Annotated in this window: 24 protein-coding genes; 8 read left to right on the plus strand and 16 right to left on the minus strand. The window is 69.5% G+C overall.

Annotated features, from left to right (window positions below; genetic code table 11):
* Nucleotides 1-32: 32 nt before the first annotated feature.
* The 7 genes from A37U_RS0118905 to A37U_RS0118935 all read right to left on the minus strand — a co-directional run bounded on the left by A37U_RS0118905 (nt 33) and on the right by A37U_RS0118935 (nt 9,367).
* Entirely contained in the window at nt 33-4,463 is a 4,431-nt protein-coding gene (locus tag A37U_RS0118905; RefSeq protein WP_020498235.1) for a coiled-coil domain-containing protein, read from the minus strand.
* A gap of 8 nt (nt 4,464-4,471) precedes the next feature.
* Nucleotides 4,472-5,263 (minus strand): hypothetical protein, encoded by a 792-nt coding sequence (locus A37U_RS0118910; protein ID WP_020498236.1) that lies wholly within the window; start codon nt 5,261-5,263, stop codon nt 4,472-4,474.
* Between the two features lie 4 nt (nt 5,264-5,267).
* Nucleotides 5,268-6,713, minus strand: a complete 1,446-nt coding sequence (locus tag A37U_RS0118915; protein WP_051111689.1) for a hypothetical protein — start codon at nt 6,711-6,713, stop codon at nt 5,268-5,270.
* Nucleotides 6,714-6,772: 59 nt separating this feature from the next.
* Nucleotides 6,773-7,447, minus strand: a complete 675-nt coding sequence (locus A37U_RS0118920; RefSeq protein WP_157182890.1) for a response regulator transcription factor — start codon at nt 7,445-7,447, stop codon at nt 6,773-6,775.
* Between the two features lie 167 nt (nt 7,448-7,614).
* Nucleotides 7,615-8,403, minus strand: a complete 789-nt coding sequence (locus tag A37U_RS0118925; RefSeq protein ID WP_040587997.1) for an ESX secretion-associated protein EspG — start codon at nt 8,401-8,403, stop codon at nt 7,615-7,617.
* Between the two features lie 2 nt (nt 8,404-8,405).
* Nucleotides 8,406-9,029: a PPE domain-containing protein gene (locus tag A37U_RS0118930; protein WP_020498240.1), complete on the minus strand. Its 624-nt coding sequence runs from the start codon at nt 9,027-9,029 to the stop codon at nt 8,406-8,408.
* Nucleotides 9,029-9,367: a hypothetical protein gene (locus A37U_RS0118935; protein ID WP_157182891.1), complete on the minus strand. Its 339-nt coding sequence runs from the start codon at nt 9,365-9,367 to the stop codon at nt 9,029-9,031. Before A37U_RS0118935 ends, A37U_RS0118930 begins: the two co-directional genes overlap by 1 nt.
* A gap of 292 nt (nt 9,368-9,659) precedes the next feature.
* Here A37U_RS0118935 and A37U_RS0118940 point away from each other — a divergent pair, with 292 nt between their 5' ends.
* From A37U_RS0118940 to A37U_RS0118965, 5 genes are all read left to right on the plus strand, one after another.
* Nucleotides 9,660-10,052 carry a helix-turn-helix domain-containing protein gene (locus A37U_RS0118940; RefSeq protein ID WP_020498242.1) on the plus strand — a complete coding sequence of 131 codons (393 nt, stop codon included), beginning with the start codon at nt 9,660-9,662 and terminating at the stop codon, nt 10,050-10,052.
* A gap of 66 nt (nt 10,053-10,118) precedes the next feature.
* Entirely contained in the window at nt 10,119-10,958 is an 840-nt protein-coding gene (locus tag A37U_RS0118945) for an enoyl-CoA hydratase-related protein (protein ID WP_020498243.1), read from the plus strand.
* Entirely contained in the window at nt 10,955-12,409 is a 1,455-nt protein-coding gene (locus A37U_RS0118950; protein WP_040588165.1) for a flavin-containing monooxygenase, read from the plus strand. The genes A37U_RS0118945 and A37U_RS0118950 overlap by 4 nt, the downstream gene beginning before the upstream one ends.
* Nucleotides 12,406-13,875 carry a hypothetical protein gene (locus A37U_RS0118955; protein ID WP_020498245.1) on the plus strand — a complete coding sequence of 490 codons (1,470 nt, stop codon included), beginning with the start codon at nt 12,406-12,408 and terminating at the stop codon, nt 13,873-13,875. Before A37U_RS0118950 ends, A37U_RS0118955 begins: the two co-directional genes overlap by 4 nt.
* A 141-nt stretch (nt 13,876-14,016) precedes the next feature.
* Nucleotides 14,017-14,382, plus strand: a complete 366-nt coding sequence (locus A37U_RS0118965) for a hypothetical protein (protein ID WP_157182892.1) — start codon at nt 14,017-14,019, stop codon at nt 14,380-14,382.
* Nucleotides 14,383-14,592: 210 nt separating this feature from the next.
* On the opposite strand, the gene A37U_RS0118970 is transcribed toward A37U_RS0118965, so the two are convergent.
* Entirely contained in the window at nt 14,593-15,819 is a 1,227-nt protein-coding gene (locus tag A37U_RS0118970) for an acyl-CoA dehydrogenase family protein (protein ID WP_020498248.1), read from the minus strand.
* Nucleotides 15,816-17,111, minus strand: coding sequence for an acyl-CoA dehydrogenase family protein (locus tag A37U_RS0118975; protein ID WP_020498249.1), 1,296 nt, complete (start codon nt 17,109-17,111; stop codon nt 15,816-15,818). The genes A37U_RS0118970 and A37U_RS0118975 overlap by 4 nt, the downstream gene beginning before the upstream one ends.
* Before the next feature lie 300 nt (nt 17,112-17,411).
* Between A37U_RS0118975 and A37U_RS0118980 the strand changes: the two genes are divergently transcribed.
* Together A37U_RS0118980 and A37U_RS0118985 are read left to right on the plus strand one after the other, a co-directional pair.
* Nucleotides 17,412-18,545, plus strand: coding sequence for an inorganic phosphate transporter (locus A37U_RS0118980; RefSeq protein ID WP_020498250.1), 1,134 nt, complete (start codon nt 17,412-17,414; stop codon nt 18,543-18,545).
* Between the two features lie 15 nt (nt 18,546-18,560).
* The gene (locus tag A37U_RS0118985) at nt 18,561-18,785 is read left to right on the plus strand and encodes a hypothetical protein (protein ID WP_020498251.1); all 225 of its coding nucleotides are present in this window, start codon (nt 18,561-18,563) and stop codon (nt 18,783-18,785) included.
* 25 nt (nt 18,786-18,810) lie between these two features.
* On the opposite strand, the gene A37U_RS0118990 is transcribed toward A37U_RS0118985, so the two are convergent.
* Nucleotides 18,811-19,377 carry an ArsR/SmtB family transcription factor gene (locus tag A37U_RS0118990; RefSeq protein WP_020498252.1) on the minus strand — a complete coding sequence of 189 codons (567 nt, stop codon included), beginning with the start codon at nt 19,375-19,377 and terminating at the stop codon, nt 18,811-18,813.
* Nucleotides 19,378-19,459: 82 nt separating this feature from the next.
* Between A37U_RS0118990 and A37U_RS44265 the strand changes: the two genes are divergently transcribed.
* Nucleotides 19,460-19,918, plus strand: a complete 459-nt coding sequence (locus A37U_RS44265) for a hypothetical protein (protein WP_020498253.1) — start codon at nt 19,460-19,462, stop codon at nt 19,916-19,918.
* Here the strand turns inward: A37U_RS44265 and A37U_RS0119000 are convergent.
* From A37U_RS0119000 to A37U_RS0119025, 6 genes are all read right to left on the minus strand, one after another.
* Nucleotides 19,884-20,240, minus strand: coding sequence for a DUF3817 domain-containing protein (locus A37U_RS0119000; protein WP_020498254.1), 357 nt, complete (start codon nt 20,238-20,240; stop codon nt 19,884-19,886). The genes A37U_RS44265 and A37U_RS0119000 overlap by 35 nt on opposite strands.
* A complete protein-coding gene (locus tag A37U_RS0119005) occupies nt 20,237-20,722 on the minus strand; it encodes a hypothetical protein (RefSeq protein ID WP_020498255.1) in 486 nt (161 codons plus the stop codon). Before A37U_RS0119005 ends, A37U_RS0119000 begins: the two co-directional genes overlap by 4 nt.
* Nucleotides 20,723-20,785: 63 nt before the next feature.
* A complete protein-coding gene (locus A37U_RS0119010) occupies nt 20,786-21,655 on the minus strand; it encodes a lytic transglycosylase domain-containing protein (RefSeq protein ID WP_020498256.1) in 870 nt (289 codons plus the stop codon).
* A 140-nt stretch (nt 21,656-21,795) separates the two neighbouring features.
* Nucleotides 21,796-22,281: a hypothetical protein gene (locus A37U_RS0119015; RefSeq protein ID WP_020498257.1), complete on the minus strand. Its 486-nt coding sequence runs from the start codon at nt 22,279-22,281 to the stop codon at nt 21,796-21,798.
* 269 nt (nt 22,282-22,550) lie between these two features.
* Entirely contained in the window at nt 22,551-22,712 is a 162-nt protein-coding gene (locus tag A37U_RS52615; RefSeq protein WP_020498258.1) for a hypothetical protein, read from the minus strand.
* Between the two features lie 157 nt (nt 22,713-22,869).
* Nucleotides 22,870-24,009 (minus strand): CaiB/BaiF CoA transferase family protein, encoded by a 1,140-nt coding sequence (locus A37U_RS0119025; RefSeq protein WP_051111691.1) that lies wholly within the window; start codon nt 24,007-24,009, stop codon nt 22,870-22,872.
* Nucleotides 24,010-24,036: the final 27 nt, after the last annotated feature.

Consider the following 24,036-nt stretch of genomic DNA (forward strand, 5'->3'; position numbering starts at 1 on the left):
CGCCAACACCGGCTGATCGGGCAGCTGCCCGGTCAGCCCTCGGCTTCCTGAACCCGTGGCTCCACGATCGTGGGTTCGATCTCCCGGAAGAAGATCCGCGTCGAGGTCAGTCCCGCCGTCTCGTCCGCTTCGGGCAACGCGTCCAGTTCGGCCTTGATGGTCTCTTCCACGGCCAGGTACTTGCGCCCCGCCCGCAGATCGGCGTCGTTGCGCAGCCGCACGATCATCGGGAACTCGGCGAGCGCGTTCGCGTCGAACAGCCCCGTGGTGTAGATCAGCTGCACCCCGAGTGCGCGGGCCACGGCACGCTGCAGTTCGAGCAGGTACCCCGCGGAGGCGCGGCCGATCGGGTTGTCCAGGAACAGCACCCCGGAGTGCCGATGCTTGGCACGTCCGCGATTGTTCGCGCGCAGTGCGGCCATGGTGCAGTAGAGGATGATCGCCGCGGTCAGCTGTTGCCCGCCGGAGAACACGTCACGGATCTCGGAGACCCGCTGCCGCTCGGTGCGCAGGACCGCGTCGGGCTTGAGCATCTCGATCCGGAACCCCTTGGGCGCGGCGGCGAGCACCCCGCGCAGCAACAGCGACATACCCTGTGGGGTCCCGTTCTTCCCGGTTGCCGCCTCGTCCACGACCTCACCGAGGCGCTCCACCAGTTCGGTGTCCTCGAGCGAGCCGAACGCGATACGCAGGAACTCCTGCCCGGACCAGTCGCCGAGCCCATCGGGCAGCCGGGAGACCCGCTGCGCCGAGCGCAGGGTGCGCAGCGCGTCCTCGACCATACCGTGCAGCCGGGTGATGATCCCGCTGCGGTGCCGGTCGATCGCGGCGAGGTCGTCGGTGAGGGTGCGCAGCCGTGGCCGCAGCGCCTCCGCCCACTCCCCCGAGTAGGTCGGCAGCTCGGCGCGGCGCACCGCGAGCATCTGCCTGCGCACCGGCACCTGCAGCTGTTCGAACCGGCTCTCGGTGGCGAACTGGGCGAGCGAGTCAGAGGCCTGGCGCACCCGTTCCTCGGCGCGGTTCGCCGTCTCCTGCGCGTGCGTCCACTCCCCGCGCAGCGTGGCGTACCGGGATCGGGCGGCCTCGATATCGCCCTCGAACGGCTCCTGTTCCCCGTCCGGGCGCGCGTCCGTCGAGTCCAGCAACACCCCGAAGCCCTCGGTGCTCGCGCGCGCCGAGGCCAGCGCCCGTTCCGCGGTTTCGTGTTCGCGAACCCGGCGCTCGTGTTCACGCGCAGCTTCGGACTCCTCGGCGATCGCGGCGTCCACCAGCTGCTGGCCGTGCGCGATGTCCCGCGGCTGGGGTACTTCGGCCTCGCGTGCCTCAGGCAGCCCGGCCAGCTCGGCCTTGCGGGTCGCGACCAGCGCGATCGCGTTCGACCGCCGATTCTCCGCCGCCTCGACCGCGCGGGCCGCGCGTTCCCGCGCCGCCGTGCGCGCCGAGGCGTCCGAACCCTCCGGGGTTTCCAGGAGTTCGCTGGCCAGCTCGCGCACCTCGGGATCGAGCGCCTCGAACGCGGCCAGGCTCACCGCCTCGGCCCGCTCGGCCTGGTCGAGTTCGGCGCGCAGATCACTGCCGACCTCCACCCTGGCGTAGGAGTCCTCGGCCGACCGATAAGTCCTGCGCAGCACCTCGATCGGTTCCTCGGGCGCCGGATCGGCCGCACTGACCTCACCGGCGCCGGGAACCTCGGCGAGCTCGGCGCGGGCCCGGTCGGCCGTTCCGGTGTGCCCGTCCGCCGCGCGCTGGTGTTCGGCGGCCTCGGCGCGGGCGAGCTCGGCGACGTCGCCGGCCTCGGTGGCCCGTTCCGCGGCGCGGGCCACGTTCTCCCGCTCGCGTTGCTCGGCCTCGGTCCACTCGCGCAGGTGTTCGCTCAGCTCGGCGAGTTCACTGAGCCGCCGCGCGTTCTCCTCCGTCGCGCGCAGTTTTTCGCGCGCGGCGGGCACGCTTTCCCGTAAACCGGCCCGTTCGGTGGCGAGGCGGTCCAGCTCCTGCTCGCAACGCCGCACCCGCTGCTCGGCCTCGGCCACCGCGGTCTCGGTGAACTCCACCGCCGCGGCGAGCTCGGTGGCGCTGCCCTCCGGGTATTCCTCGCGCCAGCGTTCGAGGCGGGCGGCCAGTTCGTCATCGGCACGCTGGCGCTCGGTGAGTTCGGTGAGCCGGTCCTGGCGTTCGGTGTGCCTGCGGGCGATCGCCTCCTGTTCCCGCGCCGCGGCGTGCGGATCGTAGAGCGCGGGATTCGAGGGCACCACGAAATCCGCGCCCGGTGCGACCCCGCCGGCGCGCAGGGAATCCGTGGTACCGATGGCGATGAAGGTGTTCGGGTAGAGCTCGCGCTCGGTGAGGATCTGCTTGGCGAACTCCAGCTGGCTCGCCTTGTTCAGCAGCACCCCGCTCGCCAGCTGCGGCGCGTGCTCGGCGATGCGGGCCCGCTCGGCCACATCCCCGACCGCGGCGAGGAAGGTCCAGCCGGGCCAGGCGGTGATGCCCTCCTCCTCGAGTACCGCGCACACCTCGCCGATCTCCGGTGGCGGCGGCAGCAGGTCCCCGCCGGCGAGCGCGAGCCGGGCCTGCTTGTCACTGGCCTCGGCGACCTCGAGTTCGAGCCGTACCCTTCCGGCCTCGGCACTGGATTCGGCGAGCAGTCTGCGCAGCGCCGAGTAGTCCGAGTCGAGGCGGATGTCCTCCACATCGAGCAGCGCGGCCAGCCGTGGTTCCGCCTCGAGGACGGCGATCCGTTCCTCCGCCTCGGCCTTGGCCTCGCCGGCGCGCTGATTACGTTCGGCCGCGGTCGCCGCGCCCTGCCGGGCCTCCTGCAGGGTGAGCTGGGCTGCGGAGTGCGCCTCGCCGATCCGCTCGGCTTCCGCCTCGTGTTCGGCGAGCCGTTCGCGCGCGGTCTCCAGTGCCTCACCGGCGCGGGCCGCAGCCGAGGTCACGTCCTCGCCCGCCGAATCGAGCAGCCCCTCACCCGCCGCGGTGCGCAGCCGGGCGCGCACTTCCTCGACCCGTTCGGCCAGCGCGTCGGCGCGCGCGGTCGCGGTCGCGGCTTCGGAGGTCGCCTCGTTCTGCCGGGCCTGCGCCTGGGCCGCCCGTTCGGTCTGTTCCGCGGCACTGGCCTGTTCCCGTTCCGCGGCCTGACCCGCGTCCTTGGCAAGGGCGAGCAGTCCGCGCGCGAGTGCCTGCGCCGCCGCGTTCTTCGCGGCGAGGGCGGGCCGTGCCTTCTCCTCGAGACTGTGCGCCAGTTCGCGCAGCCGCCGCGCGGATTCGGCGGCCCCGCGCTGCTCGAGCACCGTCGAGGTCTCCCGCCACGCGTCCGCGGTACGCCGGGTCTCGGCGAGTACCTCATCGGCTTCCACGCGTTCGGCTTCGGCTTCGGAGAGCCGCAGTCCGGCGACCGCGCGCCGCAGCGCGGCCACCTCGGCCGCGGCCCGGCGTCTCGTCGATTCGGCGAGCCCGAGGCTTTCCTGTGCCTCGGTCAGCCCGGCCTCGTACTCTTCGAGCCGGGCCTGCTCCACATCCACGCGCGCGTCGACCGCGCCCGCGAATCCGGCGAGCTGGGCGTAGACCCGTTCCGCCTCCGCACGGCAGGCGAGGGTGAGCGCCTCCTCCTTGGCCAGCGGGCCGCACAGTTCGAGCGCCCCGGCCACGAAGTCCCGCTCCACGTTCAGTTCCCCGCGCTGGGCAAGGCTTTCCGAGTAGTTGGTGAGCACCTCGGCGAGCTCGACCGGTCCGTCCTCGGGGAGCACCGCGCGCAGCAGGAACTCCACGAAGGCCTCGTCGGTGGCGAAGGAGAACGCGTCCGCAGCCTCGCCCTCGCCTGCGTTCATCGCCCGCTGATAACGGAACAGTTCGGTGTCCAGGCCGAGCATGTCCAGCCGCTCGGTCCATTCCCCGCGCCGCCGGGTCCAGAACAGGTCGATCCCCGGGTCCTCGGACTGTGCCTCGCCGAGCCGGTCCCGGAACGCCGAGACGGTGAGCAGCCTGTTGTCCTTGGTGAGCGGGAGGGTTTCCAGCTCGAGCGCTTCGGAGGGGCGGAAACAGTACCAGGTGTCGATGAGGTTGGCCGGGTCCGCCGAACTGACGTGCCCGCGCCACTCCGAGACCTTGCCGGTGACCAGCCGCTCCCCCGAGCCGGTGTGCATCCACTCCAGCGCCACGTGCGCCACATCGTTGGGCAGCACGAACTTCTCCAGCACCCGGGTGCTCGTGGTACCCACCACCTGGCGCCTGCCAGGCAGCATCACCGAGAAGATCAGCTTGATCAGTACCGACTTCCCGCCGCCGTTCTCCAGGAACAGCACACTCGCCGGGGAGGGACGCCTCGGCGGTTCCGTGACCTCGAGCAGATCTCCTTGCTGGCTCTGCACTTTCGCGCCCGCGCCGGAGAAATCGAGCAGCACATCCTGGTAGCGCGCGCCAGGCGGACCCACGGAGTGCAGCCGCACCCTCGAAAGCTCGTACATGTTCTCCTCTACAGAGTGTCCACAGTGGACGTTCGAAGCGATCCGCCGGACTCGGGCACGGTGACCACGCCGAGCTCGAGCAGTTCGGCGAAGGCGTTGTCCGCGGCCAGCTCGCGCACCTGGACCTGATAGCGGTGGGTGGTGCGGTACACGCCTTCGGCGTCGGCGTTCACCGCGACCAGAAATCCTTGCTCGGCAAGGAAACGCAGGGCCCGGGACACCATTCCCCGCGTACTGTCCGCGGCGAGCCGCCCGTCCTTGGTCGCCGCGGCCTCGGGCCGGCGCATATAGGCCTGCCAGGCGTGCTCGAGTTCCGGGGCGTCCACCAGCGGATCGCCCTTACCCGCCGCGCGTTCGTCGAGCACCCGGCAGGCCTCGCGTACCACGCCGTCCACCTGCTCCACGCTCACCCTACCGACGTAGGTGTCGTTGGCCAGATCGTCCGGTCGCGGGAAACCGAGCGCGGCAACGGCGAGATGGATGATCCCGTGCAGCACTTTCTCGGTCTCCCTGCGGTCCCGGATCTTGGCCGCACGCGCGTAGGAATCCATCTTGGTCTCGAAGGCGGACTCCTCGTTCGCGGCGAGCACGATTCCGGATCCGGCGCTCACATCCAGCACCATGAGCCCCATGCCCGCGGCCACCCCGTTGGTGAGCTGTTTGAAGACGCTGTCCTCGCCGTAGCGGCGCACCAGGTCGGCGTACACCACATCCCGCGAGGGCACCTGTTTGGGACGCAGGCCGAACGCGACGAGCCGCGCGGCCGACTCCGCGTCGCTCAGCGTGACATTCGCACTCATCGCTCTATGACTCCTGATCCGTACCGTCTTCGGCCGTGCCGGTCTCCGCGCTGATCTCCGCCGAGGTGAGCAGCAGCTCGTCGCCGCCGTAGACCTCGGTCTCGATGGTCCGGCCCGTGGCGACGGCGACCAACATCCTGCCCTGTCCCGAACGCACCGCCGCACCCACCTCGGGGCTGTAGGCGTGCACCGCGCGCAGCGCGACCAGCCTGGCGAGTTCGGGATCGCGTTCGGCCGCCTCGGCGAGCAGCCCGGACAGTTCCCTGCCCACCTCGGGCAGGTCGAGCAGCTCGTCGGCCATCCGCCACTGCTCCTCGCTGAACCGTTCGCTGTCCTCGCTCGGGGCCAGCTGGGGGTCGGGCACCTCGCCGACGACCTTCGCGCGTTCCGGGGCCGGCCGCAACAGCAGCGAGACGAGCGAGGGCAGGGAGGTCGCGGTCGGCGGGCGGATTCCCGCGGCAGCACGGAAATATGCCTCGAGCGGGCGGGCCGCGGTGCCGACCGGCTGATCGAGGATCGGGGTGAGCAGCTGGCCGTACAGGTCGATCGCGGCGCGCTTGGCTGGGCCGGAGAACTGCTGCCGGTCCTGTTCGGCGCGGAACACCGCACCCGCGGACTGCAACCGCGCCTGCAACTGGGTGTGCCTGCGGATGCAGTCGCCGACGATGTCCACCAGTTCCGCGGCCCTGCGCTTCTGCTCGATGTCCTCGGTGTCATCGCGCGCGGCGGTGATGTCCCGCAGGATCGCGCTCTCCGCGCGGAACCGGGCCTCCACGTGACGCAGTGCGGAATCGAGCAGTTCGGGGATCTCCCGCTCCCAGTCCACGGCGCGCACATCCCTGCGGGTGGCGTCCAGGCGACCGCGCAGCGTCTCGCCGAACTGCACGGTGCGGTACCGCGCCTGCTCGGCGGCCAGCTTCGCCTCGGCGAGGCGCCCGGAACTGATCAGGTGCTCCAGCTTGAGTTCCGCGGCGACCTGGGCGGACTCGACATCCGTGTCCAGCGCGCCGACGAGTACGTTGATCGCCTCGTCGGTGGCCCGCAGGTAGACTTGACCGTCGGTGCCCGCCCGCTCGACGAGCAGCTTGAAATCGAAGGCACGGCGGCGGTAAGTGCCGCCCTCGTCGAGTTCCCCGTACACCCGGCGGAATCCGCGGTCCACGGTGCCCACGTTGAGCAGGTTGTCGAGCACCCAGCCGGCCACCCGCGCGTGCTCGGTGTTCGGCCTGTCGGGAGCCTGCGCGGCCACGAACGGCGTGACCTTGTTGATCATCCGTTCGTGATCGGCCCCGGAGTCGAAGTCCATCGCGATGGTGACCTTGTCGATCATGTGCAGTGCGATCTCGGCCATCTGGTAGATGCCCGCGTCCACCCAGTCGAGCATGCCCTTGCGCGCGTCCAGATCGTGCAGCGGCGCGGTGCACGCGAGCGCCTTCATCCGGCGCGTCATGGCGTCGTCGAGCTCGTAGGTCGGTTCATGCTCGGGCACGGAGACCAACCGTAGTCGGGTCACTCGGGCAGCGGTTCCACCGGGAGCAGCCCCAGCTCGAACGCGCGGCTCACCGCGTGCGCCCTGCTGGTGGCCTTCAGTGCGTGCCGGATCCCCTTCACGTGCGTGCGCACCGTCTCCGGGGCCACGAACAGCTCCTCGGCGATCACCTCGTTGCGCTTGCCGTCCGCCATCAGGCACAGCACCTCGAACTGGCGCTGGGTGATCGCCCAGTGCACCGCAGGGCGGTTTCCGGGGCGCCCGATGCGCTGCTGGCCGCCCAGCGCCGGATGCACGACCGGGGAACGGCGGCGCACCCGGTCGATCCCGCCGAGCAGTTCGGTCCCCGCAACGGTGCGCGGCAGCAGCAGGTCGGCCCCCGCGGCGAGCACCCGGTCGGCATAGCTGCCGTGCACCAGCGGTTCGGGGACCAGCACCGCAACGATCGGCGGATGCTGTGCCCCTTTGAGGGTCGCGGTGAGGTAGCAGGACTCGTCCATCATGGCGTCCAGCAGCACCAGATCGGGGGCCAGCCGCGCGCAGGTGGGCAGCACCTCGCGGACCCGGCCGATCCGGCCCTGGTACCGCAGCTGTCTGCTGGCCGTGAACTGTTCGCGGATGCCCTCGGCGAACAACGGCTCCGCATCTACCACGAGTGCCGTGATGATGGCGCTGTCCACAGTTTCTGCTGCCAAGCCCATGCGTTCCTCAACCGTCTGTGCCCGTATTGTCCGGCCGCATCGACGTGTCCGCGATACCCGCAGTAGAACGCACCCCGTTGCGCACCGGGTCAACACCCGATGCGGTGAAGATATCGGATGTGCGCCGCGCGTCACACCCGAAACGCCGCGTATCGGCTCACTTACCTACGGTCCGCCGGATGCTCCGGGCTGCCCGCCTGCCCGGGAATCGGCGCACCGGTGACCAGATCCTCCCGGGTGCGCAGCAGCTGTTCGGCGATCGCCTCGGCGCTGCCCGGTTTCGCGGTGATGTACTCGCCGCCGCCGTTGTCGGTGGTGTAGAACAACACCCGCCCGGGATCCGGATCGATGTGGTTCACCGGGCTCGGCGCGATGTGCCTGCGGCCGTTGGGCGAGCGCACCGCGACGTAGTACTGCCCCTTGCCGATCGGCCGGGTGGCGAACACCTCGCGCAACAGGGCGACATCCCCGGTCAGTTCCTCCGGGGCGGTCTCGAACAGTTCCGCACTGGGCACGCTGACCGGGCGGAACCGCGCGGGCGGAAACGCGGGCAGGGCCGTGACCAGGGCCCCGGGGTCCGGATTCGCCTGCGAGATCCGGACCGTGTTCCCGTCGAGCACCGCGAGCATGGCGTGGCCGCCGTGACAGGCGAGCAGCGCGCTCACCCCGAACCCGTTCGTGCCGATGATCCAGGCGAAGTACTCCTCCTGGGCACCGGCCAGCATCTGGTAGACGCCCTCCAGATCGGCGGTGAACCCGCGCCGGTCCTCCCCGGCCAGCTCGCGCAGCTCGGCGAACGCGGCCAGTTCGGCGTGCGCGCTCGCGTAGGGATCGTCCTGTTCCCCGCCCGGCATCGGCACGTAGAGCGCATCGGGCAGTTCGCCGACCTTCGCGTACCGCCAGGTGACCGCGAAGGTCTCCGCCGAGAGCCGTACCGGGAGGCGAAGCATGGTCACTCGCCGCCAATGCCTGGGAATTCCCCCGTTTGCTTCCCCGTCTCGGCGGCGTACTCCGCATACGCGTCCTGGTTCGTCCGCGCACCGCCGTGGTACGCCCCCGCGTTCACGGCCGCCGACCCTCCCCGCGCCATGAGCACCGGATTGTGCACCGCGCCGAGCCCGCCGCAGTCCGGTGGCTGCTCGGTGACCGGGACGACCCTTCTCCTCGTCTCCACGAAGGCGTCGACCTGTTCGGCGAGCATGCTCGCCCCGGCCCGGGCGCGTTTGGCGATCTCGTCCAGCCGGTCACGCAGCGGGGCGAGCGCGGCCAGTGCCGCTTCCGCCGCCGTGCCCTGCCAGCTGCCCGCGAGCGTCGAGCGCACCGCGTGCACCCCGTCGGCGCCCGCGGCCAGCGAGGCCGAGATCGTGTCCGCGGACTCCCGGGCCCGCTGGTATCCCTCGGGGCCCGCCCCGGAATGGAAGTACTCGTAGATGCGTGCCGGATCGGCGAAATCGGGCCGGCAACCGCCCGGATGGCGCTGCGCCCACTGCCGCACGAGTGCCTGCGCCGCGGCCGCCCGGTTCGGGGCGGCGTCGACCATCGAGGCCCGTTCGGCCATCCAGTCCCACAAGGCCATCAGCGGTCCCCGCTCCCCGGCGCGTCGGCATGCAGATGCGTGCGCAGACCGAGTTCGTTGGCCAGCTCACCCGCGTTGTACTCGAGATCGATCGCGATGAGGGCGTCCACCGCGCGCTGGGCCTGTTCCCGGGTGGCGGCGTGTTCCTCGGATACCTCGCCGACCCAGTCGAGGTAGCGCTCGTGGAATCGCTCGGTCGCCGGTGCCGTGCCAGGCGCCCGAACCGTGTCCAGGCCGCCGAGATCCCCGCGCTCCTCGTCGAGTCGCGCGATCAGATCGCGAAGCATCGTCAACGCGGACCGCATACCCGCCGCGTCGTACTGCAGATCGCCAGCCACCGGCACTCCCTGACCATTCCGTGCGCGGCGCGCCACGCCCGACGCGTTCCAGGATAACGGTCCCCTCGGGGCGGGAAACGGGGGTTGTCACGCACCCCCAGCGCGTGACAACCCCACGACACTCCATGACCGCGGTCGCCCCTCCGCCCCTGCAGGGCAGCATAGCGACAGCGTCAACATTTGCATACGTTTGCGGCCGTCCGTACGATCATTCGCATTCGCCGGTCCGCCGGCCCGGAGCACCTGGCCCGGGACGGATCTCGGGAAACCGCAACCATGGGGGTCGCAGGTCATGGCACACGGAGGTACCACCTGGTGCGCCGACTCGTTCGCCGCACGACTCGGCGGGCTCATCGAACAACTCCGCGAACGGCGCGGGCCGCTCTCCTACCGCAGGATCGCTCAGGGCATCAGTGCGCTCGGCGGGCCGACCATCTCGGCCGCGTACCTGCAGCAACTGGTCACCGGCAAGCGCGGGGACCCCAAGATCAGCTACGTGCAGGCCTTCGCCCGCTACTTCGACGTCCCGGTGACCTATTTCTTCGACGAGCAGACCTGCGAACAGACCGATTCCCCCGGGCGGATCATCGCCATGCGCGCGGAAAGCCTCTCCACCGAAGGGCGCAGGCAGATCATGGGACTGCTCGACTACGTCTGGCGCGCCGAACGGGGCCGCCGTCGCTAGCCTCCAGCGCTTGTTGACACCCTGCCAATATTGCTATCGTTCCGCTACGGCAACGAGGAGGCCCGGGTGCCCGAGTACAGCGAGATCGACTACGCGGTGGACGGGGCGATCGCCACCATCACGCTCGACCGCCCCGAGGCCCGCAACGGCTACACCGTCACCATGGCCGATGAACTCGCCGCGGCCTTCGACCGCGCGGACAACGACGATTCGGTGCGTTGCGTGGTGTTCACCGGCTCGGGCAAGGACTTCTGCGTCGGCGGCGACCTGTCCAGCGGATCCCTGGACCTCGGCGAGATCGATGAGCGCGACGGATTCTGGAAGGAACCGGCCGGCCGTTGCTCGATGCGGATCTTCGCGATGCGCAAACCGGTGCTCGCGGCCATCCGCGGCGCCGCGGTCGGCGCGGGCTCGACGATCTGCCTGCCCTGCGACTACCGGCTGGCGAGCACCGACGCGCGGTTCGGTTTCGTGTTCTCCCGGCGCGGCATCGTCCCCGAGGGCGCCTCCACCTGGTTCCTTCCCCGGCTCGTCGGGATGGGAACCGCGCTCGACTGGATGGTCAGCGGCCGGGTGTTCGACGCCGAGGAGGCCAGGAACGCCGGTCTGGTGCAGCGGCTGCACGAGCCGGACGAACTGCTCGACGCGGCCTACACGCTCGCACGGGAGATCGCCACGAAGGTCGCGCCGGTCTCCGCCGCGGTGATCCGGCAGATGCTCTATCGGATGAGCGCGCTGGATTCCCCGTTCGCGACGCAGCGGCTCGATTCCCGGCTGATCGAGAACATGCCGGACAACGCCGACGCGATCGAGGGAGTCATGGCCTTCCTCCAGAAACGGGAACCGCAGTTCACCGGAACCGTTTCCCGTGATCTTCCCGATTATCTGCCGTGGTCACCGGAATGAACGTCGTCATCATCGGTTCCGGATTCGCGGGAATAGCGGCCGCGATCGAACTGCGCGCGCACGGGATCCGGGACATCACCATTCTGGAACGCGCGGACACACTCGGCGGGGTATGGCGGGAGAACACCTATCCGGGCTCGGGGTGCGATGTGCCGGCGCCCTACTATTCACTTTCCTACGCCATGAATCCGTATTCCTCGAATCGCTATACGGTGCAGTCCGAGATCCTCGCCTATCTGAACCGGATCGCGGACCGGTTCGGAATACGCGAACTCATCGAATTCGGCACCGAGGTCACCACGGCCCGATTCGACGAACCATGCGGGGAATGGGTGATCGGCACCGCGGCCGGGAGCGAATACCGGGCCAGGGTGCTGGTGCCCGCGGTCGGCCAGCTGTCCCGGCCCGCCATGCCACGCATTCCCGGTATGGCCGAGTTCACCGGGCACGCGTTCCACTCGGCGCGCTGGGATCACGACTTCCCCTTGCGTGGCGCACGGATCGCGGTCATCGGAACCGGGGCGAGCGCCATCCAGTTCGTCCCGCGCCTGCAGCCGCTCGCCCAGCGGCTGACCGTGTTCCAGCGCTCGGCGCCCTACATCCTGCCCAAACCCGACACCGGCTACGGTCCGGTCCGGCGCGCACTTTTCCGGTTCCTGCCCCAGACTCTCGGCCTCGAACGGCTGCTCTTCTGGTCCGCGGGCGAACTGAGCACCCGCGCGCTCACCGGTGACGAACGGGTCGCCTCGGTTTTTCGCGGGATCACCGAACGGTTCCGCGCCAAGCACATCACCGATCCGGTCCTGCGCGCGAAACTCACCCCCGACTATCCGATCGGCTGCAAGCGGGTGCTGTTCTCGAACGACTACTACCCCGCGATGACCAAACCCAATGTGGCACTCGAGACCACGCCCATCGACTCGATCACGCCCTCCGGGGTGCGCACCGAGGACGGCGCGGTACACGAGGCGGACGTGCTCGTCTACGGGACCGGTTTCTCCGCGACGGACTTCCTGGCCCCCATCGCGATCAGCGGCCGCGGCGGACATCCGCTCTGCGAGGAGTGGCGTTCCGGGGCGCACGCCTACCTCGGCATGACCGTTCCCGGATTTCCCAACATGTTCTGTATGTACGGCCCGAACACGAACCTCGGCAGCGGCTCCGTCCTCTACATGGTGGAGCGCCAGGCCCGCTACCTCGCCAAGGCGGCCACGTTCCTCGCCCGCCACCCCGGCGCGGACCTCGAGGTCGATCCGGCCGTGGAACGCCGCTATGACGAGGAGATCCAGTCCCGGCTCGCCGGCAGCGCTTGGTCCGGCTGTACCAGCTGGTATCGGCAGGCCGATGGCCGGGTGCCGACGAACTGGCCGGGCAACGTCTCCGAATACCACCGCCGAACCAAACGGTTCGACCTGAACGATTACCGGATTGGAGCACTGGCCCGAGCATGATCGACCCCAGAACCCCGGTCCTCGTCGGCGTCGGGCAACTCAGCTCGACCGATCGCGAGGCCCGGTTCAGCCCGACCGGACTGCTCGGCGAAGCGGCGCGGACCGCACTCGCCGAAGCGGGCGGCGGCATCACCGAACGCATCCGCTATGTCGGCGCGGTGGACAGTTTCGCCTCCCAGTTAGCGGATCTCGCGGGCGCTCTCGCCGGTTCGCTCGGCATCGAGGCCAAGGAAACCGTGGCCACCAGGATCAGTGGCACCAGCCCGGTCGAACTGCTCGCCGACGCCTGCGGGCTGATCGCCTCCGGCTCTCTGGACGCGGCATTGCTCGGTGGCGTCGAGGTGGTGCGCGCCTGGAAGGATGGGCGGCTGATCGAGGACCCGTCCCAGCCGGACGGGACCGCGCCGAGCCGGGTTCTGGGCACCGACCGCACCCCACAGCACGAGGGAGAGCTCGCCGCCGGGCTCGATCAGCCCGCCCAGTACTACCCGCTTTTCGAGCAGGCGATCCGGTCCGCGGACGGCAGCTCTATCGAGGAACACGACCGCGCGCTCGGCACGCTGTGGTCCCGGTTCGCGTCCGTCGCCGCGGAGAACCCGCACGCCTGGGACACCTCGGCCCCGAGCGCGGCGGACATCCTGCGGATCGGCCCGGACAACCGGATGATCGCCGCGCCGTACCGCAAACTGCTCACCGCGAACATCTTCGTCGACCAGGCGGCCGCGCTCGTGCTGTGCTCGGCCGAAACCGCTACCGCGGCCGGGATTCCGCGGGAGCGCTGGGTTTTCGTGGACGCGACCGCCTCGGCGAACGAGCACTGGTTCGTCGGCGAACGCGAACACCTGCACCGCAGCGAGGCCATCGCCGCGATCGGCACGGCGCTGCGCGAGCACACCGGCGTCACCCCCGCCGGACACGAGCACCTCGACTTGTACTCGTGTTTCCCGTGCGCGGTACGCGTCGGCGCCGATGCGCTCGGGATCGACGCCTATGACCCGGCCAGGGTGCCCACCGTGACCGGCGGGCTCACCTTCGCCGGAGGCCCGGGAAGCAACTACGTGATGCACTCGCTCGCCGCCATGGCCGAGCGGCTGCGCGCCCATCCCGGGGAACGCGGACTGTGCACCGCACTCGGCTGGTTCCTCACCAAACACGCCGCCGTGTCCTTGAGCACCGAGGCACCCGCCACGCCGTACCGGCACTTCGACGCACAGGCCGCCGTGGACGCGCGGCCACGCCGTTCCGTGGCACTCGGCTACACCGGGCCCGCCGAGATCGAAACCTACACCTGCGCCTACGGCCGCGACGGCGAACCCGAAACCGGCTACCTCGCCTGCCTGCTCCCAGACGGTCGCCGTGCCTTCGCGGCGAGCTCCGATCCCGCGCAGGCAACCGAACTCGTCGCCGGAGATCCGCTCGGCAAACCGGTCACCCTGACGGACGGGGCGCGGTTCCGGCTCGGCTAGGACGGCGCGATGCTGCTCAAAACGCGGTGGCGTAAGGGATCGCGGACGGATCGAACACGCTGGTGTTCCGCCGGCATCCCGGAGTGCCCGCCGCCGAACTGGCCGGATCCCTCCGCGCGGCGTCGCCTTCCTCGACGGGGAATGCCCGTTTCGGTTCCGCGCTCGCTGAGCCGAACAGCCGCCGGGCCACGGCTTTCCGCACGGGTGCCCGCGTCGACCTCGATGCGGTGCTGCCCGCACGGGCCAGGCCCCGTCCAGGGTCCCGGGCGTGACCAGGGCGATAGGCACGCCGGGCAGTACGGGCGATGGGGCGAGTACGCGATTTTCGTCAACGGGTCATACGGCACGGGCACATCCTCGGCGTTGGAACACATCGGGGATCTGCCGGACACCGCCGGGCAGCCGTTCAGCCTCATGGACATCGACTGGTACCACCGGTCGTGGCGACCGGCCGCGTTCAGCCCGGACGATACGGTCATCGAAGCCCGGAACATGGCCCTCGTGTGAGCCGACTACCGGTCCGCCGGACCGCGACAGCTCGTGGTCAGCGGTGTCGTCAGGGGCCGGGAGAAGCTCGATCGCTACAGCCGATCCCTGAACCTCGCCATCCGGCCCGTTCAGCTGTGGCCGGCCCACAGGTGACCGAGACCAGACTGCGCCGCCGCTGCATCCGAGCTGCGGACGATCGCGGTGCTGTGGTGCCCCGGCTTTGACGTGCTATTTCAGCTCAGCGCTCGATTTGTTGAGCAGCCGCCGGGCCACGATGAGCTGCTGGATCTGTTGTGTCCCTTCGAAAATGTCCAGGATCTTGGCGTCCCGGGCCCATTTCTCGAACAGCTGCTCCTCGCCGTAGCCGACCGAGGAACACAGCTCGACGCAGCGCAGCGTGACCTCGGTCGCGGTACGCCCGGCCTTCGCCTTGGACATCGAGGCCTGCAAGGAGTTCGGCTGCTTGTTGTCGGCCATCCAGGCGGCCTGCAGGGTGAGCAGGTAGGCGCTCTCCCAGTCGGCTTCCATGCGCAGGAATTCGGCGGCCGCGGCGTGCCTGCCGAAAACCGGGGCGTCGTAGTCGAGCGCGACCCCGGCCTCGGTGAGCACGGCGCGGGTCGCCTCGAGCGCGGCCTTGGCGACGCCGACGGCCATCGCGGCGACCATCGGCCGGGTGTTGTCGAAGGTCTGCATGACCCCGCCGAAGCCCTTGCTGGTGTCGACCTCCGGGCTGCCGAGCAGGTTCTCTTTGGGCACCCGGACGTTGTCCAGCCGGAAATGCGCGGTGTCCGAGGCACGGATACCGAGCTTGTGTTCCAGGCGGACGAGTTCGAAGCCCGGGCGATCGCGCTCCACGAGGAAGGACTTGATGGCGGCCTTGCCGAGAGAACGGTCCAGGGTCGCCCACACGACGACGACCTCGGCGCGCTCCCCCGCGGTCACGAAGATCTTCTCGCCGTTGAGCACGTATTCGTCCCCGTCGGCGACCGCGGTGGTGCGAATCGCGCCGGAGTCGGAACCGGTTTCCGGTTCGGTGATGGCCATGGCGGCCCATTTCCCGCCGAACCGGCCCATCTGCTCGTCGTTGGCCACTGCGGCGATCGCGGCGTTGCCCAGCCCCTGCCCCGGCATGGACAACATCAACCCGGCGTCGCCCCAGCACAGTTCGAGCACGCCGAGCACGGTGGCAAGATTGGCACCGTTGCGCGGTCCCTTGGACTCCTGCTCGGTCTCCTTCTCGTTCTTGTCGCCGCGCCCACCGGCCGCACCGGCGCCACCCGCCGCACCCGAGCCCTGCACCCCGTTGATGAGCTGAGCGAGCATGTCCATCTCGGTCGGATAGCTGTGCTCGGCCGCGTCGTAGCGGCGGGAGTTCGGGCGCAGTACCTCGGTGGCGGCATAGCGCGCCTGATCGATGAGGGTCTTGAGCTTGCGCGGGGTTTCCAGGTTGATCATACGAGCACGCCACCTTCCATCACCGAGACCGCGCGCAGGTCGCGGTACCACCGCTCGACAGGATGCTCCTTGACGAATCCGTGCCCGCCGAGCAGCTGCACCCCGTCGCTGCCGATCGCCATCGCCTTGTCCGAACAGAGTTTTCGCGCCAAGGCCACCTCGCGCGCATACGGCAGGCCCTGCTCGGCCCGCGCGGCCGCACGGTAGGTGACCAGCTTCAGCCCCTCGAGTTCGATGCCGATGTCCGCGACCTTGAACGCGACCCCCTGGCGGTTGCTGATCGGCTCGCCGAACGCCTCCCGCTCGTTGACGTAGGGCACCACGTAGTCGAGTACCGCGCGCGCCGTACCGAGCGCGAGCGCCGACCAGCCGAGCCTGGACAGCCGCACGCAGTCGGCGTACACCTCGCTCGCCGCGCTACCGAGCAGCGCCGCTGCGGGCACCGAGACCTTGTCCAGCCGCACCCGCCCGGCCCCCGCGGCACGGATGCCCATGCCCGGTTCGGGGCGCACCGAGAGGCCGCTCGCGGAGGATTCCACGAGGAAAAGCGCCGGGCCGCGCCCTTCGATGTCGGCGGCGATCAGGAACAGTTCCGCGCTCGCCGCCAGCGGGACGAAGGACTTCTCCCCGCTGAGCACGAACTCGCCGCCCCTGCGGTATGCCTTGGTCTGCAAGGAGAACGGGTCGAACAGCGGGCGCGGTTCGGCGACCGCGAGCGCCGCCGCCGGGCTGTTGTCCCCGACGAACGCCGGCAGATAGGTCGCCTGCTGGTCCCCATCGCCCCACAGCGCCAGCGCGGTGCTCACCGCGGACGGGGCAAGCGCTGCCACGGCGAGCCCCATGTCGCCGTGCGCCATCGCCTCCGCGACGAGTACTCCGGTCACCGCCGAGCGCTCGGCACTGATGCCGCCGAGCGCTTCCGGGACACCGAACGCGGACACGCCGAGCTCGGCGACCTTCGTCAGCACCTCGCGTGGCGCGGCGGTGACGGTGTCCGCCTCGGCCGCGGCCGGCCGGAGCACCTCGGCCGCGAGCTCGCCGACGGTCTCGGCGATCATGCGCTGTTCATCGCTCGGGGTCAGGTCGAACAGCCCGCCCTCGGCCGGTTTCTCCTGGCGCACCGGGCCTCCCGGACTCTTCGCCGCGCTGAAGGTCCGGCCGGCGGCGGCCGCGGCGGCGAACCCGCTACGCGTCGCGGTACCGACGACCCGCTCGACCTGTTTGCGCAGGCCGAGCCGGTCGAGCGCACCGTTTCCGGCGAGTTTGTTCAGCGCAAGAAGCCCAAACTGCATCGCATCCCTGCGGACGCCACGACCTGGAGCGTTCGTGTCACTCATCGGCACCTCATTCTTCTCACCAACTCGAGAAGCAATGTACTGCAAACCTACTCGCGAGTAAACTTACCTCGAGTCACCTGTGTCGGCGATAACTTCCCGTAATCGGTCTTCACCCGGACAGGTGGTGAAGTATCCCACTCCGCACTCGGACGTCTCCCAGCGTTCACCCTTCGTTCACCAAGCGCGGCTAACTTTCGTGTGCGGCGGCAACGCAGCCGGCCCACCCCAATAGCTTCGGCATGGATAGGGAATAGCGTGGAAAGCTCCCTGCTGGTGGTCGTGGTCATCGTGACCGCACTGGCATTCGACTTCACGAACGGTTTTCACGACACGGCCAACGCGATGGCCACCTCGATCGCGACGAGAGCGCTCAAACCCAAGGTCGCCGTAGCGATCTCCGCGGTACTGAACCTGGCGGGCGCATTTCTTTCGGTGGAAGTGGCGAAAACCATCTCCTCGGGAATCGTGAGCGAATCCGGAATCACCCCAGCCGTGATCTTCGGTGGATTGATCGGCGCGATCGTGTGGAATCTGCTCACCTGGTTCCTCGGATTACCGTCCAGCTCCTCACATGCCCTGTTCGGCGGGCTGATCGGCGCCACATGGATCGCCGCGGGATCGGGTGCCGTGCATTTCGGCGTGGTGTTCGAGAAGGTGATCATTCCCGCGCTCGCCTCCCCGGTGATCGCCGGGCTGGCCGCGATGGTCGCCACCTATCTCGCCTACGTGATGACCCGGCGCGCCAAACAAGCCAGTACCACCAAGGGTTTCCGGGCCGGTCAGATCGTCACCGCCTCGCTCGTCTCGCTCGCGCACGGCACCAACGACGCGCAGAAGACCATGGGGGTCATCACCCTCGTGCTGATCACCGGCAACATGCTCGGTACCGGCTCCGGCCCGCCGATCTGGGTGGTCGCCGCGTGCGGAATCGCCATGGCGGCAGGCACCTACATCGGCGGCTGGCGGGTGATCCGCACTCTCGGCAAGGGCCTCACCGACATCCAGAGCCCGCAGGGATTCGCCGCCGAAGTCAGCTCCACCGCGGTGATCCTGGCTTCCTCGCACCTCGGGTTCGCCTTGTCCACCACGCACGTGTGCTCGGGAAGCGTGCTCGGCGCCGGACTCGGCAGGCGGCTCGCCGAGGTTCGCTGGGGTGTCGCGGGGAAGATGGCGGTCGCCTGGCTGCTCACCCTGCCCGCGGCCGCCGTGGTCGGAGCGATCGCCGGAGAGACCGCCTCCCAGGGTTCACTCGGCACGATCCTCGTCGCGGCCGCCGGACTCGTGATCGCCGTCGGGTTCTATCTCGCTTCCCGGCGCAACCCGGTCGATGCCAAAAACGTCAACGAGACCGAGCAGATGCCTGCCGAGGCGCCCGCTCCGGTCGGCTAGGAAGGACCTCGCGCGATGCACATCGACTGGTCGTCGCTCGGTCTGGTCGCGGTCGTCGCCCTCGTGGCGACCACCGTGCTCGTCGCCCTGTTCGCGACGGGGATCCAGGCCCTCTCCCGGCGGGAACGCGCCGCCGAGGCCGGCCGCTCCGACGCGGTGGCCACGGTCACCGCGGGCACCTCGTTCCTGCTCTGCGCCGCGATCGTGCTCTACGGGATCTATCTGATCGTGCTCGGCTGAGCCGCGATTCCCGGCACCGCGGTTCCTAAGTGGAGCCGCCGTGGGCGGGGAGGTAGAACATTCGCAGCCGCATCTGGCGCGCGCCTTCGGGGGCGTCGTCGACGCTGTGCGCGTGTTCGTTCAGTAGCTGGATGAAGCCCTCGAACACGGCCGCCAGCCCCTGCTCGGTGAAGTAGCCGCCGCCCCTGGCACCCTTGGCCCACTCACCGTGTTTGCGGAACTCCGCGATGAACCGGTTGAACAGCTCGATCTCGCCGGGCAGCTGCGCGTCCCGCCATGCGTCGAGCGCGGCCCGCTCCTGACCGGAGAGCGAGTCGTAGGGCGGCTCCCGGCGATCCACCCGGACCGCGCGCCACCACCGTTGCCTGCCCTGGGAGAGCTCCGGAATCTCCTCGATCACCCCGGCATCAGCGAGCACCCGCAGGTGATAGCTCGTGGTGCCGGTGTTCTCCCCCAGTTCCTCGGCGATCCGCGTCGAGTTCGCCCGGCCGAGCCGATCGAGCTGGCGCAGGATCTCACCGCGCAGCGGGTGCGCCATCGCCTTCCACGCCGGCTCGTCACCGATCACACGCCTCGGCGGCTTCTTCGTCATCCGGCAACCGTACCGCATACGCAGAAGTTTGTTTGCAGAACTTTCTTTGCAAAATTTTCTCTGTATAACTACCCTTGCAAGCATGACCGCCTTGTTGCGCCGGACAGCGCTCACCGATCGGCCGCAGCCCGCGCGCCTTGCCCGTGCCCACCGCTGGGCACCCTGGGTACTCGGGGCGACCGCCGTGACCTTGGTGCCGTGGGCGGGTCTGCTCGCGGCGAGATTGCCGGATACGACGGAGGTACGGCACTGGTCGACCGCCTGGGCAGGTCTCGATCTGCTGCTGGCCGCGGGATGCGGGACGACAGCGGTACTGCGGCACCGGGCGAGCCATTGGTCGAGCCCGGCAGCGGCGGCAACGGCCACGGCCGCGGTGCTCGATGTGTGGTTCGACGTGCTCACCGCGCAGCCGGGTGCACCATTGACCACGGCCCTCGCGCTCGGCGCGGTGGAGCTGGCTTTCGCGGGCTACTGCGTCATGATCGCCGTGGACCGGGAGATCCCGGCTAGAGCTTCCTGCCCGCGCGGACCCGTCGGGTGACCGCGCGCTCGGCGACGAAGGACAGGAACGGGATCGTGCCGGAGAGCAGGATCCAGACGGTGCCCTTGATGGACCAGCGCGCCTTGAGCGCGAGGTCGACCGCCATGACGATGTAGATCATGTAGAACACGCCGTGCAGCGGCCCGATGATCGCCACTCCCGCGTCGGCGTCGAAGCCGTACTTGAACACCATCGCGGCGCACAGGGCGAGCAGTCCGATTCCGGTGATGTAGGCGATGATCCGGTAACGAAGGAGCGCACCGGGAATCTTCGCCGCCGCGGGAGAGTTCGTTTCCTGCGATTCGCTGGCGAGTTCACTCATGGCCGCTCCTTGGTCGGGGTGTCGGCCGCGTCCTCCGCGGCGAGTTCGGCGAGGAAGGCGTTGTAGCGGGCCAGCGCCGGATCCTCCACGGTGTCCTCGGCGACCGTCGGTGCCACGTAGGCCATCTTGGAGGAAGGCGCCTTCGGCTGCTCCGCACCGGCCAGCGTGGCGATCGCGTGCCCGTTCACCGGCTGCCCGTCGACCAGCTGTCCAGACCGTGCCGGATCCGCGGCCGAGCCGGGATCGGCGACGGTCTCCCTGGCCCGCTCGCGCCGCGCATAGCGGTAGATGCGCCACACCATGAACAGCGGGAAGAACCCGAAAAGCGGCCACTGCAGCACGTACCCCAGGTTCTGCAGCGTTCCGCTCGACGATTCGAACCTGGTCCACTGCCAGTACGCGAGCGCGATTCCCAAGGCGAGCGCCGCCAGGCAACCGAGTGCGATCCACACTCGCCGCGCGGTCACCAGTCGGCCTGCCATACCCCGAAAGTAGCACCGTGACGGCCGTCGCTCGACGCCAGCCCTCGCTCTCGGACGGTGGCGTTACCGGGCGGCGCGGGCGTACTGATCGGCGAGGCCGTAGACTTTCTGGCCGTACTCGACCGAGTTGTTGTACGACATCACACCGGACCACCAGCCGGACCCGGTCGACATGTCCCGGCCGCCCGCACACAGGTAGCGCCCCGCGGTCAGGGCGGCGTCGTCGATCTGCTGTGGATCGCCCTTGCCGTCACCGTTCGCGTCCGAGGCCCATTTGCGCCAGGTCGAGGGAATGAACTGCATCGGCCCGACCGCGCGGTCCACATTGGGATCCCCGTCGATGGCCCCGCCGTCGGTGTCCCCGACCGAGGCCACCGCGCCGCTGCCGTCCAGCGGCACCCCGACGATGGGTTTGCTCGGCTTGCCGTCCTCCTGCAGCACGGCGCCGCCGTAGCGGCCGTGGTTCGATTCCACCCTGCCGATGCCGGCGATCATGGTCCAGGAGAGGTGGCAGCTCGGCTGGATCGACCGCAGCACGAGCTCGGCATTGCCGTAGGCCCACAGCGCCCGTTCCGGAATGTCGGATTTCCCGGCGACCCGCTTGGCCCAGGCGGTCAACGGATCACCGCCGCCGGACTCGGCGGCCTGCGGACGCGGTGTGGCGCTCGGGCGCTCCGGTTCGGTGCTCGGCCGCGGAATCTCCTTGTTGAGCGAGACGGTCTTCGGCGCATCCGAACCGGGACGCACATCCGCGGGCACGACCTGCAGCGCGGGAATGTCCTGCGCGGTGGCCCCCTGTTCCGGCGTCGAGGCACCGACGAGGAACCAGGCCCCCACGCCGCCGACGGCGAGGACGACCGCGACGATACCGAGCCTGCCGAGTAAGCCGAACCCCCTGCGCGGACGCTGTGGCCGCTGCGCCTCTTCAGTCACCTGGCTCCCCGTTGTCCTCGTATTCACGTCGTGCCTACTGCACAGTAGTAGAACGACGTCTCCCACAGGAGGTTACGAGTGGGGATCCTACTGCGTCCAGCGCACCCGGCCCGCGCCCACGAGGCGGATCGGACCGGTTCTCAGGCCACGCCGTCGCGGCGCTGCCTGCGCAGCCGGGCCACACACCACTCCGGTGCGCTGCCCCGCCGCAGATGCTCGAGCACGGTGTACGGCCCGAGATGCTTGCCGAGGTCCTCGGGGCTCAGGCCGGCGGCCCGGTACTCGAGGGCCCGCTGATCGAGGGGGCTGAGCCCGGCGTCCCACCACTGCTGTGCGTCCGAGATGCTACCCACCATCTGCCAGCACTTCGCCGCCGCGATCATCAGGTCCTCGGGTACCCCGGGGAGGCGCCGCCGCATCACGACGAGATAGGCGGGGTCGACCTCGTCGACGGCCACAGCGCCCGCACGCTGACCGTCGGCCGGGCCCGCCTGCGTGGGAATGCCGGGGCTGGATTCGGCGAGCCAGGCGCTCGCGAGTTCATTGGCCTCGACGAGTTCACGGTCCGCCGAACGCTCGGCCGTCCACTGCCGGACGAGCTCATCGACCCCGAGATCTTCTGCCATCTGATCCTCCCGCAGGAAACGGATGGTTGTGCACCAGGTGTCACCGCGTGAACCTGCCTCTGGTTCTTACGGTGAATCGAAACAACCGTCACAGCGCCCATGACGATGTTGCTGCGAAACCTATGCCGCTGATGGGCTTTCGCGCTAGCCCCTTATTCGGTTTCGGCCGATCAAACACCTATGACCTGCGGTTACCCACGGAATTACACACGGATGGCGCAATCGGGACAACATATTGTGACCGACGTTGTCCCAGCAGATGAACGCCCTTAGGTGAATAGCGAGCGGACGAACGAGATTACCCCTTCGGCCCCGTCCCGAAGTCCGCCGAGAATATCTTTCACGACATTCGCCGATTGGGTGGGCGAACTGATGAGGAAGAACAGCACCAGCGCGACGACGACGAGCACGATGATTTTCTTGACGTCCATGCGCTACCACTCCACCCTGCACCAAACCCGTGCGCTCGTTATCGGCTCGCGGCAGCCGATCATAAGGGGTGGAACGGGAATCGGCTAAACCGCCGCGCGGGCCCCGGGCGTATCCGCGGGGCCGCACCACGGTCGGGCGGCGCGGTCCCGCGGACCTTCAGGCGATCGTGCCCGCCTCGCGCAGTCCGGCGATCCGATCCGCGGAGTAGCCATAAGCGGCGAGCACCTCGGCGGTGTCCGCGCCCTTCTCGTGCGGGGCGCTCGGCGTCCCGGCCGGGGTGCGGTCGAACTTGGGCGCGGGTGCGGGCTGTACCGCCCCGTCGACCTCGACGAAGGTCTTGCGCGCCGCGTTGTGCGGATGCTCGGCCACCTCACCCGGGGAGAGCACCGGGGTGAGGCAGGCGTCGGTCCCTTCGGCGAGTTTGGCCCACTCGTCCCTGCTCTTGGTGCGGATCCGGGCCGAGAGGATCTCCCGCACGGCCGCCCAGTTCTGTGGGTCCAGCCGTTCCGGGAGTTCCGCGGCGTCCAGGCCGAGCACCTCGAGCAGCGCCGCCCAGAACCGCATCTCGATCGCGCCGACGGCGACATGGCGTCCGTCGGAGGTCTCGTAGGTGTCGTAGTACGGCGCGCCGCCGTCGAGCATGTTCTCCCCGCGCCGGTCACTCCAGCCGCCACCGGCGAACAGGCCGAACATCTGGGTGGCCAGCAGCGCCGAACCGTCGACCATGGAGGCGTCCACGACCTGCCCCTTGCCCGAACGGGAGCGTTCGAAAAGGGCCGCGAGGATGCCCATGGCCAGCAGCAGACCGCCGCCGCCGTAGTCGCCGAGCAGGTTCAGCGGCGGCACCGGGCGCTGCCCCGAGCGTCCGATCTGGTGCAGGGCACCGGAAAGGCCGATGTAGTTGAGATCGTGCCCGGCGAACGGGGCGAGCGGACCGTCCTGGCCCCAGCCGGTGATCCGGCCGTACACCAGGCCCGGATTGATCGCGTGCAGATCCTCCGGGCCGAGGCCCATCCGCTCGGTCACCCCCGGCCGGAACCCCTCGATGAGCACATCGGCGGTCGCGGCGAGGGTGCGCACCACCTCGACGCCCTCCGGGGACTTGGTGTCCACCCCGATGCTGCGCCGCGAACGGGCGAGCGGGTCTCCCGCGAAACCGAGCACATCCGCGCCCGGTTTCGCGCGATCCACCTTGATCACCTCGGCGCCGAGATCGGCGAGCACCGTCGCGGCGAACGGGCCGGGGGCCAGCCCGGCCAGTTCGACGACGGTGAGCCCGGTGAGCGGTCCAGCCACGTTCTCCTCCAAGTTCGCCTGCACCCG

Origin of the sequence: Sciscionella marina DSM 45152 (assembly GCF_000379465.1) — a bacterium.
GTDB lineage: Bacteria > Actinomycetota > Actinomycetes > Mycobacteriales > Pseudonocardiaceae > Sciscionella > Sciscionella marina.